This is a genomic window from Tabrizicola sp. T74, assembly GCF_057219935.1.
The window spans coordinates 1,203,579-1,218,953 of the sequence record NZ_JBXVVT010000001.1 but is presented as its reverse complement, the minus strand read 5'-3'; the positions used below and the strand labels follow the sequence as shown (position 1 = coordinate 1,218,953).

Genomic DNA, 15,375 nt, shown 5'->3' with positions numbered 1-15,375 from the left:
GGCTTGCCCGTCCAAATGTGACCGAATCGCGGAAGTTCCCTAAAACCCAATCGGTTAACAGGACGTAAGGCCTGATGCTGCTATGAATGACCTTGGGTGTTAGATTTGGGTGATGTTGGATGGCAGCGCAGGGTAATGCGGCGCCAGTCATCATCAAGCGGAAGAAGGTTGTTGCCGGCGGGGGTCACCATGGTGGGGCCTGGAAAGTGGCCTACGCCGACTTCGTGACCGCCATGATGGCGTTCTTCCTCTTGATGTGGCTGCTGAACGCGACGACGGAAAAGCAACGGAAGGGGATCTCGGATTACTTCAATCCGACGATTCCGGTGAACCGCATCTCGGGCGGCGGAGACGGGGTCTTTGGCGGCGACAGCGTCTTTTCGGAAGAGACGATGGCCAATACCGGCACCGGGGCGATGGAGAACAAGTCGTCCGCTGCTTCGGCCGAGAATGAGGGCGAGAATGCGGGCCAGGGCGCCGCTGGCGAAGGCCGCGCGCAGTCCGAGCTTGAGGACGTCGAGAAGGCGCTTCTGGCCCGCGGCGGTGAAAGCAACACGATGGAGCAGCTTCTGCGCCATGTCGTGACCAAGGTCACCGACGAAGGCCTGGTGATCGAGCTGTTCGATCTGCCCGGCGCGCCATTGTTTGTCGATGACACCGAGAAGCCCTCGCCCGTCGCGCTGGCGTTGGCCGATCTTCTGGCCGAGGTCTTGAACCTGACCACCAACGAGATCGCGGTCAGCGGGCATCTGCGCGCCCTCCCGGTGACACTGATCGACAACCCGGTGTGGGAACTGTCGGCGCTGCGGGCGCAGGAAACCCGCAAGTTGCTGGAGACCGCCGGGATCGACCCGGACCGGGTGCAGCGGATTTCCGGCTTTGCCGACCGCAAGCCCGCGGTGGCCGACCCGGCGGCGGAACGCAACAACCGGATCGAGATCATCCTTTTGCGCCGCAACAGATAATCCTTCGACTTTTAGCCGTTAGGGCGCTGTTAAGCGGACCGGGTGCAGCTTTGCCGGAACGAAGGGCGAAGCAGCAGAAAGGCGCTTTCCATGACGATTTCCTCCTCGCTAAGCGCGGGTGTGGCCGGGCTGAACGCGAATGCCACCCGTCTGGCCTCGATCTCCGACAACATCGCCAACTCCAGCACCTACGGCTACAAGCGCGCCTCGACCGACTTCACCAGTATGGTGATCACGTCGTCGCGGGGGGCTGGCACCTATTCGGCCGGGGGGGTCCGGGCCTCGACCGTCCGGCTGATCGACGAACGCGGCGACCTGGTGGGTACCGGCAACCCCCTGGACCTGGCGATCGCTGGCCGCGGCATGCTGCCGGTGATCAACGAGGTGACGCTGGGCAACGCGATGTCCGACACGCCACTGCTGATGACGCGGACCGGCAGCTTCCGCACCGATGCCGACGGTGTCCTGAAGACCGACTCGGGCCTGGTGCTCTTGGGCTGGGCCGCGAACGCCGACGGCACCATCCCGTCGAACGCACGCGACACGATCTCGGGTCTGGTGCCGATCGTGATCAACACCAACCAGACGGCGGGCGACCCGACCACCATGATGAACCTGGGCGTCAACCTGCCCGCGACCTACACCAATGCCGGCTCCACTGCCGTGCCGCCGCCCCTGTCGGTGGAATACTTCGGCAACCTCGGCACGTCAGAAGCGCTGGAGATCACCTTTGTCCCGGTCGTGCCGGCAACAGGGTCCTCGAACGCGTGGTCCATGCAGATCCGCGACAGCGCCGGGGGCGGCACGCTGATCGGCGAATACGACCTTGTCTTCGACGACAGCCGTGGCGCGGGCGGTACGCTCGCTTCGGTGACCGTGGTGTCGGGCGGGGCCTACAACCCGGCCGACGGCACGCTGGCGCTGACCGTTGCGGGTGGCCCGATGACGGTGGGCATCGGCCGTTTGGGTGACCCGAACGGGCTGACCCAGCTGTCGGACAACTTCGCCCCGGTGTCGATCACCAAGAACGGCTCGCCTGTCGGCAACCTGACCACGGTCGAGGTTGACGAAAAGGGCTATGTCAACGCGACCTACGACACCGGCTTTACCCGGCGGCTGTACCAGATTCCGCTGGTCGACGTGCCGAACCCGAACGGGCTTCTGTCCCTGTCGAACCAGACCTACCAGGTCTCGCCGGAATCGGGGTCGTTCTTCCTGTGGGACGCGGGCTCGGGCCCGACCGGGTCGATCCAGGGCTATTCCCGCGAAGGGTCGAAGACCGACGTCGCCGCCGAACTGACCAACCTGATCCAGACCCAGCGCGCCTACTCCTCGAACGCCAAGGTCATCCAGACGGTGGACGAGATGCTGCAGGAAACCACCAACATCAAGCGGTGATAGACGATGAGCATCACCTCTGCCCTGGCCGGAGCCCTGACGGGCCTGTCGGCCACCTCGCGGCAGGCGGAAATCCTGTCGTCGAACGTGGCCAACGCCACGACGCCCGGCTATGCCCGGCGCGAGGTGGGGCTCAGCTCGGCGGTCCTCGCGGGGACCGGGCAGGGCGTGCAGATCATCGGCGTGACCCGCGATGTCGACCGCCACCTTCTGGGCGAACGCCGGATCGCCGAGGCCGGAAGCGGCGACCGCGATGTCCGGGCGGGGTTCATGACCCGGCTGGAACAGGCGATTGGCACGCCGGACAACCCGGGCTCGATCGCCGCGCGGCTGGCAGCCTTTGACAGCGCGCTGATCGAATCCGCCGGGCGCCCGGAATCGCAGACCCGGCTCCTCTCAGTGGCCACCACGGCCCGGTCGCTGATCGACGGGCTGGCGGCGGTCTCGGACGACATCCAGGCGGCCCGCGCCACGGCCGACCGCCAGATCGGCGAGGAGGTCGTCAAGCTGAACGCAACGCTGGGCCAGCTGCACGAGCTGAACGTCGAGCTGCGGTCGTTCACCGGTGCCGGGCGCGATGTCTCGGCGCTTCTGGACGAACGCCAGCGGCTGATCGATCAGGTCGCGGCAATCGTCCCGGTGCGCGAGATCCCGCGCGACCTGAACCAGATTGCCCTCTTCACCGTCGGTGGCGCGCCGCTTCTGGAAGGCTCGGCGGCGGTCATCGGCTTTTCGCCGACCCATACCATCACCCCCGAGATGACCCAGGCGCTGGGCGGTCTGTCGGGAATCACGATCAACGGCCGCACCTATGACACCGCCGGTTCGGCCAGCCCGATCCTTGGCGGTACGCTCGGCGCGCTGTTTGCCGTGCGGGACGATCTGGCCGTCTCGGCACAAGGCAAGCTTGACGCCGTCGCGCGCGACCTGGTGGAGCGTTTCTCGGCCGCGGGTGTCGACCCGACGCTCGCCCCCGGCGCGCCGGGCCTGTTCACTGATGCGGGCCTGCCCTTCGACCCGCTGGACGAAATCGGCCTGTCCTCGCGCCTGCGGCTGAACGCGCTGGCCGATCCGACACAGGGCGGGGCGCTCTATCGTCTGCGCGACGGTCTGGGCGCCGTGACCGAGGGACCGCCCGGCAACGGTACGATCCTCCGGGCGTTGCACGATGCGCTGACCGGCTCGCGCGCCCTGTCCTCGACTGCCTTCACCGCCGGAAACCGCAGCTTTGCCACGCTGACCGGGGACCTTCTGTCCGACGCCTCGGCCCGCCGGCTTTCGGCCCAGTCGGAACAGAGCTTCGCCGCCGCCAAGCTGACCGCGCTGAGCGATCTTGAAGCGCAGAACGGCATCGATACCGACCGCGAGATGCAGGAGCTACTGGTGATCGAGAAAAACTATGCAGCCAATGCCAAGGTCATTCAGGCGGCGGCCGACATGATCGACATTCTGATCAGGCTGGATCGCTGATGCGGATGTCGGTCGGTGACGCCAGTCTGACGAACATCCTCGCCCGGCAGGGTGCGGACCTGCGCGCGCAGGTGAACCGCGCCTCGCAAGAGGTGGCCTCGGGCAAGCACGCCGACCTGGGCCAGGCCGTGCGCGGGGATTTCTCGCCGCTTCTGGCGATCGACGCCAGCCTTGCCCGACTTTCGGCCTTCAAGTCCACCGCAACCGATGCGGCGTTTCAGACGGCGGCGCAGCAGTCGGCGGTCAGCGGGTTGTCAAGCCTTGCACGCGGGATCTCCACCATGCTCCTCGGCGCGCGCGATACTTCGACCTCGGCGCAGATCGACACGCTGGCCTCGGATGCCAGGGGCAGGCTCGAATCGGCTTTCGGCCTCTTGAACACGCAGGCCTCGGGCCGCGCGGTGTTTTCCGGGCAGGCCACGGACACCCTGCCGCTGGGCGATGTGGATGACATGCTGACCGCGCTGGAAACCGCCGCGGCGGGTGCGCTTACGGCCGGCGACGTCGTCAGTGCCGTGACGACGTGGTTCGCCGATCCCCTGGGCTACGGAACCTTCTACCAGGGCACAGCCGGCCTGACCGCGGCCCCGATCGCCCCGGGCGAGGAGGCGGACCTGTCCACCACAGCGCTGGACCCGGCCATCCGCGACACGCTGGCGGCCCTGTCGATGGCGGCGCTTCTGGATCGCGGCATGTTAGCGGGCCAGCCGGTGGACCGAGCCCAGCTTGCCGCGACCGCCGGACGGGAACTGATCCGCAGCGAAGACGCGCGGATCACGCTTTCGGCCCGCATCGGCACGGTCGAGGCGCAGATCGAGGCCGCCCGCACCCGGAACGCCGCCGAGGAGACCTCGCTGGGCATCCTGCGCTCGGACATCGGTTCGGTCGACCCCTACGAGGCTGCGACCCGACTGGAAACCGCCCGGGCGCAGCTTGAATCGCTCTACCTCGTCACCGCCCGCGTCTCGCGCCTCAGCCTTACGGAGTTCATCCGATGATCCGCCTGTTCCTGGCCCTCATGTTCCTTGCCACCTCTGTCTCAGCCGAGCAGATCCGGATCAAGGACCTGGTCGAGTTCGACGGGGTGCGCGGCAACGACCTGGTGGGCTACGGCCTGGTGGTCGGTCTGAACGGCACCGGCGACGGCTTGCGCAACGCGCCCTTCACCGAAGAGATCATGGCCAACCTCCTGGAGCGGCTGGGGGCCAATGTCACGGGCGAGGAGTTCCGACCGAAGAACGTCGCGGCGGTTTTCGTGACGGCGCAACTGCCGCCCTTTGCCCGGGCCGGGGGGCGGATCGACGTGACGGTCTCGGCGATTGGCGATGCGAAAAGCCTGCTTGGCGGGACGCTGGTGATGACGCCCCTGAACGGGGCGGACGGGCAGATCTATGCGGTGGCGCAAGGGACGATCATTGCGGGCGGCGTGACGGCCGAGGGCGATGCCGCGAAGGTGACGCAAGGCGTGCCGACGGCCGGGGTGATCCCCTCGGGCGCGCGGGTGGAACGCGAGGTGGAATTCGACTTTGCCGGACTGCCGGTCCTGCGACTGGCGCTGAAATCGGCCGATTTCACCACGGCGGAGCGGATCGAGCGTGCCGTGAATGCCGAATTCGGGGCGCGGGTCGCGCTTATGCTGGACGCGGGCACGGTCTCGGTCGATATCGGCGCGACCGGCATGGGCTCGCCCGCGCATGTGCTGGCGCGGCTGGAGGGGATCCTCGTAGAGCCCGAAACCCGGGCGCGTGTGGTGGTCGACCAGCGATCCGGGACAATCGTGATGGGGGCCGACGTGCGGATCAGCCGGGTCGCGGTGGCGCAGGGCAACCTGACCCTGCGGGTCGAGGAAAGCCCTCTGGTCGTGCAACCCAACCCCTTTGCCGAGGGCGAGACCGTGGTGGTGCCGCGGTCGGCCGCCGAGATTGCCAAGGACGGGACGGGGCTGGCCGAGATCCGCGGCGGGACCGACCTGGCCGAGGTGGTGGCCGGGCTGAACGCGCTGGGGGTCGCCCCGCATGACATGATCGACATCCTGAAAAGCATCAACGCCGCCGGGGCCCTGCATGCAGAGTTCGTGGTGAACTGACGGGGCCGTCCTGCGTGGACAGGATTCGGCACCCAGTGAAAACAATGGCTTGCCCGTGGACATTGGGAGTTTCTTTACCGTGATGCGGTGGCCCCTCACCCTGACCCTCTTCCCCCCCGGGAGAGGGGACGCAGGGTGAAAAGCGGAGGCGCCTGATCCCGAAGCCTAAGCGGCAGACCGGGACAGGCAGCAGCATCCGGCGCGGGAGAGCTTTGGAACAGCAATGGTCGGCATCCCGCAACCCGGGCCTGCCATGAACCGCCAAGGAACCCGCCTTTGGCGGGGACGGACGCACTCCCTGCAACCGCAGCCACAGACGCCCACGCAGCGAGGAGGAAACGCAGTGCCCCGACGAGCGGTCCGGTGCGGGGACTGGCGGGCCGCAGTTGACCCTTGGGGGCCGGGGGCGTAATCCGGGGAGAACCCAGGAAAGAGCACCGCATTGACCATCCATCTGCACCGATCCGACCTTCCCGACGGGCTGTCCCTTGGCCCTGTCGTCGCCATCGACACCGAGACGATGGGCCTCGACCCGCGCCGCGACCGGCTTTGCTTGGTGCAGCTGTCCGATGGCAACGGCGACGCGCATCTGGTGCAGATCGCCAAGGGCCAGACCCGCGCGCCGAACCTTGAACGCCTGCTCACCGACCCGGCCACGCTGAAGCTGTTCCATTTCGGCCGCTTCGACATCGCCGCGCTGAAACAGGCCTTTGGCGTCACCACCGCGCCGGTCTGGTGCACCAAGATCGCCTCGAAGCTGATCCGCACCTTCACCGACCGGCACGGGCTGAAATACCTGCTGGCCGATCTGGTTGGCGTCGATGTCTCGAAACAGCAGCAGACCAGTGACTGGGGCGCCGTCGAGCTGACCGAGGCGCAGAAGGAATATGCGGCGTCGGACGTGTTGTACCTGCACCAGCTGAAGGCCGAACTGGAGGCCCGCCTGATCCGCGAGGACCGGCTGGAGCTGGCAGAGCGCCTGTTCGCCTTCCTGCCGACCCGGGCGGAACTGGACCTGATGGGCTGGGAAGACGCCAATGACATCTTCCTCCACTGATCTTCTGGCCACCGGCCGCCGGGTGATCCGCCGCGAGGCGGGGGCGCTCGACATCCTGGCCGGGGCGCTGGATGACAGCTTTGCCCGCGCGGTCAGCCTGCTGATGGCGGCCAGGGGGCGGGTCATCGTCTCGGGCATGGGCAAGTCGGGGCATATCGCGCGGAAGATCGCCGCGACCTTTGCCAGTACCGGCACGCCCGCGCATTTCGTCCACCCCGCCGAGGCCAGCCACGGCGATCTGGGCATGGTGGCCGAAGGCGACGTGCTGATCGTGCTGTCGAACTCGGGCGAGACGCCGGAACTGGCGGACCTTTTGGCCCATGCCAAACGCTTCGGCATTCCGCTGATCGGAATCAGCAGCCGCGACGGATCGACCCTGATGCGACAGGCGACGGTGGGGCTGGTGCTACCCGATGTGCCCGAGGCCTGCGAAAAGGGGATCGTGCCCACCACCTCGACCACGATGACGCTGGCGCTCGGCGATGCGCTGGCCATCGCGCTGATGGAACATCGCGCCTTTACGCCCGAGCATTTCCGCATGTTCCACCCCGGCGGCAAGCTGGGCGCGCGACTGCTGAAGGTGCGCGACCTGATGCATGACGACCCGCCCCTGGTCGACGCGGGCCTGGCGATGGGTGAAGTGCTGGTCGAAATCACCAAGCGCGGCTTTGGCGTCGTCGGGGTGACCGATGGCAAGGGCGATCTGACGGGGATCATCACCGACGGCGACCTGCGGCGGCATCTGGAAGGCCTGATGCTGCACAAGGCGGGCGAGGTGATGACCGCGAACCCGCGCACCATTGGTCCGGATGCACTGGCGGGCGAGGCGCTGGCCCTGATGAACGACCGCAAGATCACCTGTCTGCTGGTCACCGCCCCGGACAGCCGCAAGGCGATCGGCATCCTGCATGTGCATGACTGCCTGCGCGCGGGCGTCGCATGACCATGACCCGGGCCGACACGCATACCCGGGTGGTCGGCTGGCTGAAGGTCGCCCTGCCGCTGGCGGCGCTGGCGATCCTGTCGACCCTGTTCCTGGTCGCGCGCCGCATCGACCCCGAAGCCGCCCTGCCCTATGCCGAAGTGGATGTTCAGGACCTGGCGCGCGAGCCGCGGATGACGGCGCCGACCTATGCCGGCACAACCTCGGATGGGGCGGCGCTGACGCTCTCGGCCGACGAAGCGCGACCGGCCTCGGATGATGCCCCGGCTGTGGCGGTGGCGCTTCGGCTGGACCTTGCCACCCCGGACGGCGGCCAGACCGAACTGGTTGCAGCCGAAGCGCGGATGGACAACACCGCGCGACAGGTGGTGCTTTCGGGTGGGGTGACAGTGTCGACCTCGACCGGCTACCGGCTGGAGACGGCAGAAATCACGGCGCGGCTGGACCGCACCGGGCTGGAAAGCCGATCCCCGGTCACGGCAATGGGTCCGGCGGGCGAAATCACTGCCGACGGCATGAGCTTAAGTCAGGACAACCGGACCCCCGGGGGTTATGTTCTGGTTTTCAAGGGCAGCGTCCGGCTGATATACCAGCCGGGCAGCTGAGACGGCTGCAGAGGTTCGACGCATGGCTTTTCGGCTTGGTTTTCTGGTCCTGACCTTGACGCTGCTGGCGACTGGCGCCGGGGCACAGCAGAAGATCGCCTTTGGCGAGCTGACCCAGGACACGAGCCTGCCGGTGCAGGTGACGGCGGACCAGCTGGCGGTGAACAATGCCGACGGGACGGCGGTGTTCAGCGGCAATGTGCTGGTCGTCCAGGGCGAGATGAAGCTGGCCGCTGGTGAAGTGCGCGTCAGCTATGGGACCGAGCAGAACGACATTCGTGAGCTTGTCGCCTCGGGCGGCGTGACGGTGACCAACCTTGGCGATGCGGCCGAGGCGAAAGAGGCGGTCTATACCATCGACAGCGGGGTGATCGTGCTGTCGGGTGATGTACTGTTGACGCAGGGGCCCTCGGCGATGGCGGGGCAGAAGCTGACGATCAATCTCAAGGACGGGACCGGGGTGATGGAGGGTCGGGTGACCACGACCTTCCAGCCGGGCGGCAACTGATGGCGGTGGCGGCATCCCAACGGCCAGACCTGACCGTGACCGACGGCAGCGCCGGGCTGGTGATCCGCAGCTTGCGGAAAAGCTACAAGAAGCGGCCAGTGATCCGCGACGTCAGCATGGAACTGCGCCGGGGCGAGGTGGTGGCTTTGCTGGGGCCGAACGGGTCGGGCAAGACGACCTGTTTCTATTCGATCGCGGGCCTGGTGATGCCCGAGGGCGGTCAGGTGCTGATCGACGGCAAGGACGTAACCGCCCTGCCGATGTACCGCCGGGCGCGCCTCGGGATCGGCTACCTGCCGCAGGAGGTGTCGATCTTCCGGGGCCTGTCGGCGGAAGACAACATCCTGGCGGTGCTGGAGATCGTGCAGCCCGACCGGCACAAGCGGCGGGAACGGCTGGAGGAATTGCTGAGCGAGTTTTCCATCACCCACCTGCGGCGGACCCCGGCGCTGGCGCTGTCGGGTGGTGAGAGGCGGCGGGTGGAGATCGCGCGCTGCCTGGCGGCCGACCCGAAATACCTGCTCTTGGACGAGCCTTTCGCGGGGGTGGACCCCATCGCGGTCGGGGAAATCCGCCACCTGGTGCATGACCTGAAGGTGCGGGGGATCGGGGTTCTCATCACCGACCACAACGTCCGCGAGACGCTGGAAATCGTGGATCGCGCCTATATCCTGCATGATGGCAAGGTGCTGATGTCGGGCACCACGGACGAGGTCGTGCGCGACGAAACCGTGCGGCGGGTCTACCTGGGCGAGAACTTCCGCATCGTCTAGGCGCCTGCCCGATCTGCGGCAATCGATTCGGTTGACAACTCGCCTTCAGGTGGCGCCAAATGGCTGCAATGAGCGCGTTTCATGCCCATTCGCCCGGCTGGCTTTCTGCGGTGGCTCCACCCGGCAGAGGCAAAGTGACGCGACGTTTTTTCTGCCCGATACCGAAACGACAGACGCGCCGGGGCTGAGGCCCGGGGGCGCCCGTCAGCATGCGAAGAGGAGAGATCATGCGTTACCAGATCAGCGGAAAACAGATCGACGTTGGTGAGGCTCTTCAGACCCATGTGAAGGCGGAACTGGGCGAAGTGGTTGAGAAGTATGCCCAACGTCCGACCGAGTGTGTCGTGGTCTTTTCCCGGGTCGCGCATGAGTATGTCTGCGAGGCGGTGATCCACCTGTCGACCGGGCTGACGGCACAGGCCAAGGGCCATGCCTCCGAGATCTATGCGGCGTTCGAAAGCTGCCGCGAAAAGATGGACAAGCAGCTGCGGCGCTACAAGCGGCGGATCCGCAACCATCACAATCACCGTGCGGGACCGGTTGAATTTGGCGGTGCGGCCTCGTATATCCTCGCCGCAACCGAGGACGCCGAGGAAGCTGAGCCCGAGAGCCTGCAGCCCGTGGTCATCGCCGAGATGGAGACGAAGATCCCTTCGATCACCGTGGGCGAGGCCGTGATGCAGATGGAGCTGGCGGGTCAGAAGATGCTGGTGTTCCGGAACGAAGGCCATGGGGGCGTGAATGTGGTGTATCGTCGGGATGACGGGAACATCGGCTGGATCGACCCTCGCAACAGCAAATAACGCGTCCGCGTGACGCAGGAACAACGCCGATCCATGGAACTTTCCAAGCTAGTTGTGCCGGGTGCGGTCCGCGTCGTCGGGCAGTTCACCTCGAAGAAGCGGCTGTTTCAGGAGCTGGGCGAGATCGCGGCGCAGGCCTACGGGCTGAACGGTGCGGCAGCCATTGACGGGCTGCAGGAGCGCGAGACGCTGGGTCCGACCGGCGTGGGACATGGCATCGCCCTGCCCCACGCGCGGCTGGAGGACCTGAAGGGGATCATCGGGGTCTTCGTACGGCTGGAAAAGCCCCTGGACTATGACAGCGTCGACCGCCAGCCGGTGGACCTGGTCTTTGGCCTGTTCGCGCCGAAGGATTCCGGGGTGGACCACCTGAAGGCGCTGGCCCTGGTCAGCCGGACGATGCGGGACCAGGGTGTGGTGGCGAAGCTGCGGGCGAATTCGGACCCGGCGAAGCTGTATGCGATCCTGACCGAGGCACGGGCGCCGCAGGCAGCGTGATCCTGTCCACGGTGGACAGTCGCTGATCCTTCCGTGAAATCAACAGGTTGGTCGCGGGTGTTAGGGGTTTCTTTACCTGCGCGTTTGGGGCGGCTCGTCGTGCGCTTCGCTTCTCCTCGCTAGCGACGAGGAGACGAAGTCGAACCAGGAGCGGTCACTTGCGCCAGCGTGTGAAGCCGAAGCCCATGTAGTCGCGCTGGTAGGCCTCGGCGGCGGCGGTTTCCAGGGTTTCGTCCCAGATCGAGAGGAGCCCGGCTTCGGCGGGGTCTGCGCTGACCACCGGCGGTGCGACACCCGCCTCGGTGGCAAGGGCGGCGAGGCCTTCGGCAAGGCGGTCTTCGCGCAGCAGGTGGTCAAGCGGCTGGAACCCTGCCATCCCCTGCACCAGCGCGGTTTGGCTGGCGAGGCTGGGGTCGACGCGGGTGCCGGTCTGGCCACCGATGGCGAGGCGGCAGTAGTTCAGGAACACGAGGAAGGCGGCGCGTTCGGCCTGGGGCGTCGTAAAGGGCTCACCCGGCGGCTGCAGCTCGGCCAGGAAGCCGTTGATCAGGATGCGACGGAGGTCCGGTGCTTCGGCCAGGACGATCTTGCGGCGGAAGGCGGCATGGGCGCGCAGCAGGGGATGGCGCAGGACGGTGAAGCTGCGGTGACCGGGGTGCTTGCGCTTCCACTGGCGGAGCGTTTTCTGTTCGAACCCTTCGCTCACCTCGCCAAGGGACGCAAACCAGTCGCGGATCGCGTCCTCGGGGCCGGAGCGGATGGGGAAGAACAGAAGGCCAGCCTCGGACGCGACGGCGTTCGGCACCCCGGCCGCGCGGCGGGGTTCGAAACTGGGGGTGCGGCCAAGACCGAAGACATCCACCGCCGCAGTGGCTTCGGCCAGCGCCTCAGGGGTTTCCAGCTTGTCCTCCAAGGGCCCCGGGTTCTGCTTTTTCAGCGTGTCGTCCAGCGCCTTGAGCCGCGCCTCGACGCCGAGGAAGGCGGCAAGGCCATTGATGACGTCGACCGAGCCGAGGTCTTCGTAATCCAGGTAGAAGGCCGTCTGCCCGGTGGTCTGCAGCGCGTTGAGTATGAGGAGCTGGAAGGCCTGGATGTCCTGCAGGTGCTTGAGGAACTCGGCCACGTCAAAGCGGACCTTTGCGGTCCTCAGCCGCTTGGGGTTGGTCAGCTTCCACTGGTCGGTCGCCTGGGCGATCTTCCAGGAGACGTAGCTTTCCAACGGGTTGCGGGTCAGGATGATCTTGGCGCAGGTCGGGTCGGGCAGCACGTCATCCAGAATGCGCAGGTCGTGGTCGTGGAAAAAGCGAAAGCCCGGCAAGCCTTCGGTTTCCTCGCGCAGTTTGCGCAACAGGGGCCGGGGGTCGCGGTCACGCTCTTCCATCGTGATGCCAAAGAGCTCGGTCCGGTCCTTCTTGCCCATGATGTAGCGGTTGAAGACCTCGCCGTGGCTGTGGACGCCCGGCAGGGTGTTCAGGTTCGCCTCGAGCAGGTTCGACCCGGTGCGCATCTCGGCGAAGACGACGAAGGAGGTGAAGCGCGGCATCTAGCGGACGATCCGGGGGCGGGCGAAGCTTTGTTCGGGCTGGGCCAGTTCGGCATCCGTGGGGAAGTCGCCCATCAGGACCGGGGCCATGCCCTGGTTGCGCAGGTCCTGCAGGAAGCTGCCGAAGCCCTGCAGCTGCACAAGCTGCGGCAGGTCGGCAGCCCGATGCGCGGCGCGGGGGTTCAGAAGGTCGACCAGCTGTTCCAGCGGCTCGGCGGGGTTTTCGATGAATTCGGTCAGCGACCAGATCCGCACCCGGGCGCGGGTTTCGGGGCCGTTCAGTTCCTGGATGAACTCGGTTTCGACGGCTTGCAGGCGGGCGGCTTCGGCCCGGACCTCGGCAGCGCTTTGGCCCGAGCGCCAGAGCGGCACGGCGAAGGCGCCAGAGATCAGGAAGATCGTGGCATTGGGGTCGCTGGCGATGAAAGGGCCGATGTCCTGTTCGTCGGCGGGGCCGAACTGGAAGCACTGGGTCTCGCCCCGGGTGTTCCAGATGAGGTTCGCGAGGAAGCTTTTCGGGTTGTAGTCGCGCAAGGTCGGGCTGTCGGAGAGGCCGCCCTTGAACACGCTTTCCCCGTCGGCGAATTCGACGCGGTCGAAGGCGAAGAGGTGGCCGTGGACCCGGGCGTCGAGCGCGCGGGCGAGCCAGGGCTGGAAGTCGTGGAAGAGCTCGGCAAAGCCCGAGAAGACGCCGTAGGGCGCGGCGGACTGCGTGCCGCCACGGGCGCGGATCGGGAAGCGGCTTTGCATGTAAAGGCCGGGGCGGCCCTTGACGCGGCGCTCGACTGCCTTGGCAAAGAGGCGGTTGATCTTGCCGGGGTTCGGTTCCGCAGCGAGGGCGCGGTCGCCGTCCGGGGTCAGGAAGGTGCGGTAGAGGAGGTCGGCCTGCGGCCAGATCTTGCGGGCGAGGAAGGCGTCGGTCTGGCGCAGAAGGTGCAGGTGGTCGTCGTAGAAGGTGTAGGGCCGGCCCTGGTAGTCGAACTTCGACAGCGTCAGGGAGCGGCTTTCGATCCGGGTGGAGACCTGGCGGACCAGGCTTTGGAAGTAGCTTTCGTCGGGTATCCAGGCGCGCTTGAAGTAGCGGTCGAGCGCGGGGCGGTCGGGGTGTTCCAGGATCGCCTGCAGGGTGGGCCGTGTCAGGCACCACCACTGGCTGCCAAGGTGGGGGACGAGGCCCTTGGGGATCCGGCGGCGAAAGCGGAGAAGGCGCTGCAGGGTGACGTAGCCGTCGAAGAGCCTCCGCTGGCGTTTCCAGGCGAAGGGGAAGCGCAGGGTGAAGCGTTCCTCGTTCAACCCGCCCACGGTCCAGCCGACATCGGCGGTGGTGACGCTTTCGATGAAGTCGGTGTCAGGGTGCTGCTCCAGGTGGGCTTGCAGCGCACGGACCGGGCGGATCGGCAGGCAGGAGCCGGAGGCGAGGAGGATGTGGGAGACAGCGGGGAAGTCAGCGAGCATCCGGGTGCTGGCGTCGATCGTGGCCTGGACGATCCCGAAGGTGCCCCATTCGCAGGGGCTGCGGCGGGAAAAGCGGATGTCGGGCAGGTCGGCGAGGGCGGCGGACAGGGTGTCGAACTCGGCCTGGGGGGTGCGGGCATCGACATGGATCACCACGGGGCAGCCGTGCGAGGCCCAGTGCCGGGCCAGCTGCTCCGCACGGTCCAAGGCGGCGTGGCACAGCATGACGACCCCTAAAGTCACGCCCAGTTTCCTTTCGACATCAGGCCCAGAACCTCTAGCTGACGCCAGTTGACATACTTCTCGCTCCAATTGCACCAGAGATCGCGTTCGCGGGCGATGCCTTCGCGGTAGGCGCGGTATTCGTGGCTTTGAGCGTAGTGTTCCCCGCGCGCGAGTTCTTCGGCGGCCTTGGCAGCGAAGGTATCCAGGAACTTGGCGTGGAGAAGGACGCCCGAGGGGCGTTCGCCGCCCTGGTCGTCGTAGGTGAGGTTCAGGCCGCGCGGCAGAAGCATGTGGGTCGAGGAGACATAGGCGTAGGAGCGGTGCCATTTGACGAGGGGCGTCTTGTTCATCGCGGGCGCGTGTTTCGGGCGGTCGGCGAAGAACAGGCGCGCGCGGGGGCCGCCCTGGATCCAGAGGTTGCGGTACATCGGATTGCGGCTGATGACGTAGTTGCCGCTGTCGAAATACTGGGCGATTTCAAAGGGGTTCTGCCCCTCGCGATAGGGCTGTTCGTGCATCGCGCCCTTGGGGTACATGTCCAGCATCATGGCGCCGAAGCTTTGGGTTTCGGAGCTGTCGAGCCAGTCGGTCAGCGCTCGCAAAGGCCTTGTCTCGCAGAACGGGTAGACAAGGAATTCGTCGATATCGACGGTCAGGCACCAGCGCCCGTGGCCGTGGCTGCGCAGAAGGTGCATCAGCCAGTCCATCCCGAAGCGCGAGCGTTTGTAGCTGTGCTGGGTGGTCCAGACCGAGACGTCGGGCTGTTCGGCCAGGTATTCGCGGCTGCCGTCGTCCGAGCCGTTGTCGACGATCAGGAAGTGGTCGATGCCAAGGCGGCGGTAGTAGGTCAGGAAATACGGCAGCCGGACGCGTTCGTTGCGGACGGTGGAGAAGAGGAGGATCGGCTGCGCGGGCAGGCTGGCGGTGCGGTCGGCGACGGGCGACAGCTGGCGGCGGCGGCGGAAGGCGCGGGCAATCAGGTACTGCCGCCGGGTGCGCAACCGCAGAAGGGTCATCAGCCCCATCCCGCACCTCTGCAGCTGGCG

General features: G+C 66.7%; 15 protein-coding genes. 12 read left to right on the top strand and 3 right to left on the bottom strand.

Annotation, left to right across the window (positions count from 1 at the left end; all coding sequences use genetic code 11):
* Positions 1–119 precede the first annotated feature (119 nt).
* The 12 genes from AC2EAL_RS06220 to AC2EAL_RS06165 all read left to right on the top strand — a co-directional run bounded on the left by AC2EAL_RS06220 (position 120) and on the right by AC2EAL_RS06165 (position 11,106).
* Positions 120–965, top strand: a complete 846-nt coding sequence (locus AC2EAL_RS06220) for a flagellar motor protein MotB (RefSeq protein ID WP_484723298.1) — start codon at positions 120–122, stop codon at positions 963–965.
* A 90-nt stretch (positions 966–1,055) separates the two neighbouring features.
* Positions 1,056–2,363, top strand: coding sequence for a flagellar hook protein FlgE (locus tag AC2EAL_RS06215; RefSeq protein ID WP_484723297.1), 1,308 nt, complete (start codon positions 1,056–1,058; stop codon positions 2,361–2,363).
* Between the two features lie 6 nt (positions 2,364–2,369).
* Positions 2,370–3,833, top strand: coding sequence for a flagellar hook-associated protein FlgK (gene flgK / locus AC2EAL_RS06210; protein WP_484723296.1), 1,464 nt, complete (start codon positions 2,370–2,372; stop codon positions 3,831–3,833).
* Positions 3,833–4,831: a flagellin gene (locus AC2EAL_RS06205; protein WP_484723295.1), complete on the top strand. Its 999-nt coding sequence runs from the start codon at positions 3,833–3,835 to the stop codon at positions 4,829–4,831. Before flgK ends, AC2EAL_RS06205 begins: the two co-directional genes overlap by 1 nt.
* Entirely contained in the window at positions 4,828–5,919 is a 1,092-nt protein-coding gene (locus tag AC2EAL_RS06200; RefSeq protein ID WP_484723294.1) for a flagellar basal body P-ring protein FlgI, read from the top strand. Before AC2EAL_RS06205 ends, AC2EAL_RS06200 begins: the two co-directional genes overlap by 4 nt.
* Before the next feature lie 442 nt (positions 5,920–6,361).
* Positions 6,362–6,976 (top strand): ribonuclease D, encoded by a 615-nt coding sequence (locus AC2EAL_RS06195; RefSeq protein ID WP_484723293.1) that lies wholly within the window; start codon positions 6,362–6,364, stop codon positions 6,974–6,976.
* On the top strand, positions 6,957–7,919 hold the full coding sequence (locus tag AC2EAL_RS06190; protein ID WP_484723292.1) for a KpsF/GutQ family sugar-phosphate isomerase: 963 nt from the start codon (positions 6,957–6,959) through the stop codon (positions 7,917–7,919). The genes AC2EAL_RS06195 and AC2EAL_RS06190 overlap by 20 nt, the downstream gene beginning before the upstream one ends.
* Positions 7,916–8,524 carry an LPS export ABC transporter periplasmic protein LptC gene (gene lptC, locus AC2EAL_RS06185; RefSeq protein ID WP_484723291.1) on the top strand — a complete coding sequence of 203 codons (609 nt, stop codon included), beginning with the start codon at positions 7,916–7,918 and terminating at the stop codon, positions 8,522–8,524. Before AC2EAL_RS06190 ends, lptC begins: the two co-directional genes overlap by 4 nt.
* A gap of 22 nt (positions 8,525–8,546) precedes the next feature.
* Positions 8,547–9,032 (top strand): LptA/OstA family protein, encoded by a 486-nt coding sequence (locus AC2EAL_RS06180; RefSeq protein ID WP_484723290.1) that lies wholly within the window; start codon positions 8,547–8,549, stop codon positions 9,030–9,032.
* Positions 9,032–9,805: an LPS export ABC transporter ATP-binding protein gene (lptB, locus tag AC2EAL_RS06175; RefSeq protein WP_484723289.1), complete on the top strand. Its 774-nt coding sequence runs from the start codon at positions 9,032–9,034 to the stop codon at positions 9,803–9,805. The genes AC2EAL_RS06180 and lptB overlap by 1 nt, the downstream gene beginning before the upstream one ends.
* A 227-nt stretch (positions 9,806–10,032) precedes the next feature.
* Positions 10,033–10,608: a ribosome hibernation-promoting factor, HPF/YfiA family gene (gene hpf, locus AC2EAL_RS06170; protein WP_484723288.1), complete on the top strand. Its 576-nt coding sequence runs from the start codon at positions 10,033–10,035 to the stop codon at positions 10,606–10,608.
* A gap of 33 nt (positions 10,609–10,641) precedes the next feature.
* Positions 10,642–11,106, top strand: coding sequence for a PTS sugar transporter subunit IIA (locus AC2EAL_RS06165; protein ID WP_137109794.1), 465 nt, complete (start codon positions 10,642–10,644; stop codon positions 11,104–11,106).
* A 154-nt stretch (positions 11,107–11,260) separates the two neighbouring features.
* On the opposite strand, the gene AC2EAL_RS06160 is transcribed toward AC2EAL_RS06165, so the two are convergent.
* The 3 genes from AC2EAL_RS06160 to AC2EAL_RS06150 are packed head-to-tail and all read right to left on the bottom strand — an operon-like array spanning position 11,261 to position 15,354.
* Positions 11,261–12,649: a nodulation protein NodH gene (locus AC2EAL_RS06160; protein WP_484723287.1), complete on the bottom strand. Its 1,389-nt coding sequence runs from the start codon at positions 12,647–12,649 to the stop codon at positions 11,261–11,263.
* Entirely contained in the window at positions 12,650–14,347 is a 1,698-nt protein-coding gene (locus AC2EAL_RS06155; RefSeq protein ID WP_484723286.1) for a DUF5927 domain-containing protein, read from the bottom strand.
* Positions 14,344–15,354 carry a glycosyltransferase family 2 protein gene (locus AC2EAL_RS06150; protein WP_484723285.1) on the bottom strand — a complete coding sequence of 337 codons (1,011 nt, stop codon included), beginning with the start codon at positions 15,352–15,354 and terminating at the stop codon, positions 14,344–14,346. Before AC2EAL_RS06150 ends, AC2EAL_RS06155 begins: the two co-directional genes overlap by 4 nt.
* Positions 15,355–15,375 lie beyond the last annotated feature (21 nt).

Bases quoted from the DNA above. Each gene is read 5' to 3' on its own strand.
- lptC (WP_484723291.1), top strand. From the start codon at position 7,916: ATGACCATGACCCGGGCCGACACGCATACCCGGGTGGTCGGCTGGCTG.
- hpf (WP_484723288.1), top strand. From the start codon at position 10,033: ATGCGTTACCAGATCAGCGGAAAACAGATCGACGTTGGTGAGGCTCTT.
- flgK (WP_484723296.1), top strand. From the start codon at position 2,370: ATGAGCATCACCTCTGCCCTGGCCGGAGCCCTGACGGGCCTGTCGGCC.
- AC2EAL_RS06200 (WP_484723294.1), top strand. From the start codon at position 4,828: ATGATCCGCCTGTTCCTGGCCCTCATGTTCCTTGCCACCTCTGTCTCA.
- AC2EAL_RS06150 (WP_484723285.1), bottom strand. From the start codon at position 15,354: ATGGGGCTGATGACCCTTCTGCGGTTGCGCACCCGGCGGCAGTACCTG.
- AC2EAL_RS06190 (WP_484723292.1), top strand. From the start codon at position 6,957: ATGACATCTTCCTCCACTGATCTTCTGGCCACCGGCCGCCGGGTGATC.
- AC2EAL_RS06160 (WP_484723287.1), bottom strand. From the start codon at position 12,649: ATGCCGCGCTTCACCTCCTTCGTCGTCTTCGCCGAGATGCGCACCGGG.
- AC2EAL_RS06205 (WP_484723295.1), top strand. From the start codon at position 3,833: ATGCGGATGTCGGTCGGTGACGCCAGTCTGACGAACATCCTCGCCCGG.
- AC2EAL_RS06220 (WP_484723298.1), top strand. From the start codon at position 120: ATGGCAGCGCAGGGTAATGCGGCGCCAGTCATCATCAAGCGGAAGAAG.
- AC2EAL_RS06165 (WP_137109794.1), top strand. From the start codon at position 10,642: ATGGAACTTTCCAAGCTAGTTGTGCCGGGTGCGGTCCGCGTCGTCGGG.
- lptB (WP_484723289.1), top strand. From the start codon at position 9,032: ATGGCGGTGGCGGCATCCCAACGGCCAGACCTGACCGTGACCGACGGC.
- AC2EAL_RS06180 (WP_484723290.1), top strand. From the start codon at position 8,547: ATGGCTTTTCGGCTTGGTTTTCTGGTCCTGACCTTGACGCTGCTGGCG.
- AC2EAL_RS06215 (WP_484723297.1), top strand. From the start codon at position 1,056: ATGACGATTTCCTCCTCGCTAAGCGCGGGTGTGGCCGGGCTGAACGCG.